We start from the raw sequence: 3372 nt of genomic DNA on the forward strand, positions 1-3372 counted from the left end.
CGCTGCGCCCCGTAAGTGCTCGCTTCGACCGCTGTTCGATGCCGCCGCTCCGCCCCGTAAGTGCTCGGCTCGACCGCTGTTCGATGCCGCCTCTCCGCCCCGTAAGTGCTCGGCTCGACCGCTGTTCGATGCCGCCTCTCCGCGCCGTGGTGCTCGCTTCGACCGCTGTTCGATGCCGCCGCCTCTCCGCGTGGTGGTGCTCGCTTCAACCGGCGCTCGCTGCCGCCTCATCCGCGCCGCGGCGCCCGCCTGGACGCGCAGTTCCGCCTTCGCCCGGTTCACGCCCCGGCGACGGCCGCCTGCCGCGCCAGGATCTGGCGCAGGAAGCGGCCCGTGTGGGAGCCCGGCGCCCTGGCGACGTCCTCCGGCGTGCCCTCGGCCACGACCCGCCCGCCCCCGTCGCCGCCCTCGGGGCCGAGGTCGATGACCCAGTCCGCGGTCTTGATCACGTCGAGGTTGTGCTCGATCACCACGACCGTGTCGCCGTCTTCGACGAAGCGGTGCAGGACCTGCAGGAGTTTCTCGATGTCCGCCGTGTGAAGGCCGGTCGTCGGCTCGTCGAGGATGTACAGCGTGCCGCCGTCGCTGCGGCGGGACAGCTCGGCGGCCAGCTTCACGCGCTGCGCCTCGCCGCCCGAGAGCGTCGTGGCCGGCTGCCCCAGGCGGATGTACCCGAGGCCGACGTCGTGCAGCGTCTGCAGCTTGCGGCGCACCGCCGGCACGGCGTCGAAGAAATCGAGCGCCTCGTCGACCGACATGTCGAGCACGTCGGCGATGGTCTTGCCCTTGTACTTCACCTCGAGCGTCTCGCGGTTGTAGCGCCGCCCCTTGCACACCTCGCACGGGACGTAGACGTCCGGCAGGAAGTGCATCTCGATGCGGATGATGCCGTCGCCCTTGCACGCTTCACAGCGGCCACCCTTGACGTTGAAGCTGAAGCGCCCCTTGGCGTAGCCCCGCATGCGCGCCTCGGGCGTCAGCGCGAACACCTCCCGGATCAGGTCGAAGACGCCCGTGTAGGTGGCCGGGTTCGACCTCGGCGTCCGTCCGATGGGCGACTGGTCGATGTCGACGACCTTGCGAAGGTGCTCCAGCCCGAGGATCTCGTCGTGCTCGCCCGGGTGCAGCCGCGCGCCGTTCAGCGCGGAGGCCAGCCCCTTGTACAGGATCTCGTTGACGAGCGTGCTCTTGCCGGAGCCGGAGACGCCCGTGACGCAGACGAAAAGGCCGAGCGGGATCGTCACCGTGATGTTCTTGAGGTTGTGCTCACGCGCGCCCACCACGACCAGCTTGCGCTCCCCGGGCGCTCGCCGTCGCTCCGGAATCGGGATCGCCCGGCGGCCGCTGAGGTACGCGCCCGTCAGCGAGCGTTCGTTGCGCGCGATGGCTTCCGGCGGACCCTCCGCCACGATTTGGCCGCCGTGCTCGCCCGCGCCGGGCCCGACGTCGACGACCCAGTCGGCGGCGCGGATCGTGTCCTCGTCGTGCTCGACGACGATCAGCGTGTTGCCCATGTCCCGCAGGCGCTTCAGCGTTGCGATCAGGCGCTCGTTGTCCCGCTGGTGCAGGCCGATGCTCGGCTCGTCGAGGATGTAGAGGACGCCGACGAGCCCCGAGCCGATCTGCGTGGCGAGGCGGATACGCTGCGCCTCCCCGCCGGACAGCGTGGCGGCCATGCGGTCGAGCGTGAGGTAGTCGAGCCCGACGTCGATAAGAAAGCCCAGGCGCGCCTGGATCTCCTTCACCACAAGACGCGCGATGGCCCACTCGCGTGCGTCGAGTTGATGCTCCAAGCCGGCGAAGAAGGCGTTGGCCTGGCGGATGTCGAGCGCGGTCACCTCCGCGATGTTGCGCCCGGCGACCGTCACCGCCAGCGACTCGCGACGCAGGCGGCGGCCGCCGCACGCCGGGCACGGGCGCTGCGCCATGAACTGCTCAAGCTCCTGGCGCTCCGCGTCCGACGTCGTCTCCCGGTACCGCCGCTCCAGGTTCGCGAGCACCCCTTCGAACTGCACGTACCGCTCCCGCGTGCGGCCGAACCGGTTCCGGTAGCGGAAGCGGATCGGTTCGTCCCCCGCGCCGTGAAGGAGAATGCGCACGAACGCCGGGTCCTGCTCCGCGAGCGGCCGGTCGGTGCGGAAGCCGAAGTGGGCCGCCACGGCGGCCATCAGTTGCGGGTAATAGGTGCTGCCGTTGCGCGACCAGGGCACGACGGCGCCGTCGTCGATCGACCGGTTGAGGTCCGGGATGACGAGGTCCGGATCGAGCTCCATCCGGTACCCCAGGCCCGTGCACTCTGGGCAGGCGCCGTACGGGCTGTTGAACGAGAACATGCGCGGGGACAGCTCTTCCAACGTGGTGCCGCAGTCCGGGCAGGCGAAGCGCTGGCTGAACAGCAGCGTCTCCCCGTCGCCGTAGCGCGCCCGCCGCTCGGCCGCCCGCGTTCCCGCGCCACCGGCCGGGGCGCCGGCGGCGCCCGCTTCCGCCCCCTCGCCGGCCCGCTCGGCTTCCGCCGCGCGCGGCACGACGGCCACGGCGGCGAGGCCGTCGGCGTGCGCCAGCGCCGTCTCCAGCGAATCCGCGAGCCGGCTCTCCACGCCCGGCCGCAGCACGATCCGGTCCACGATCGCCTCGATGTCGTGCTTCTTGTTCTTCTCCAGCTTGGGCACGTCGTCAAGCTCGTACACTTGACCGTCCACGCGCACGCGGACGAAGCCGGCCCGGCGAAGGTCGTCGAACACCTTGGCGTGCTCGCCCTTGCGCCCGCGCACGACCGGGCTCAGCACCTGGATGCGCGTGCCCTCCGGCCACTCCATGACCCGGTCCACCATCTGGTCGACCGTCTGCTGCTGGATCGGGCGGCCGCAGTCCGGGCAGTGCGGGCGCCCCACGCGCGCGAAGAGCAGGCGCAGGTAATCGTAGATCTCCGTGACGGTGCCCACCGTGGAGCGGGGGTTGCGGCTCGTCGTCTTCTGGTCGATGGAGATGGCCGGGGACAGTCCCTGGATGTCGTCCACGTCCGGCTTGTCCATCTGGCCGAGGAACTGGCGCGCATACGCCGACAGCGACTCCACGTACCGCCGCTGCCCCTCGGCGTAGATCGTGTCGAAGGCGAGGCTCGACTTCCCCGACCCGCTGATCCCGGTGAACACGATGAGCGCGTCGCGAGGAAGCTCGAGGTTGACGTTCTTGAGGTTGTGTTGCCGGGCGCCGCGGATGACGATCTTGTCCTGCGACACGGCCCCATCCTTCCGTGGCCGCGCGGCGCGGAACCGCCGCGGCCGAAAACTGCCGTGGGGGGCCCGCGGGGGGGGCCCCCCCCGCCGCCACCCCCTTCGCGCGGGGGCCTTGGGTGTGTGTGGGGCGGTGGAC

The 3372-nt window shown here is 71.1% G+C and carries 1 protein-coding gene; it reads right to left on the bottom strand.

The genetic code is table 11. The features are described 5' to 3' along the window. Nucleotides 1-278: 278 nt before the first annotated feature. The gene (gene uvrA / locus IRZ18_09100; protein ID MBX5477261.1) at nucleotides 279-3239 is read right to left on the bottom strand and encodes an excinuclease ABC subunit UvrA; all 2961 of its coding nucleotides are present in this window, start codon (nucleotides 3237-3239) and stop codon (nucleotides 279-281) included. Between the last annotated feature and the right edge of the window lie 133 nt (nucleotides 3240-3372).

This window comes from Clostridia bacterium (assembly GCA_019683875.1).
Taxonomy (GTDB): Bacteria; Bacillota; Sulfobacillia; order RBS10-35; family Bu92; genus Bu92.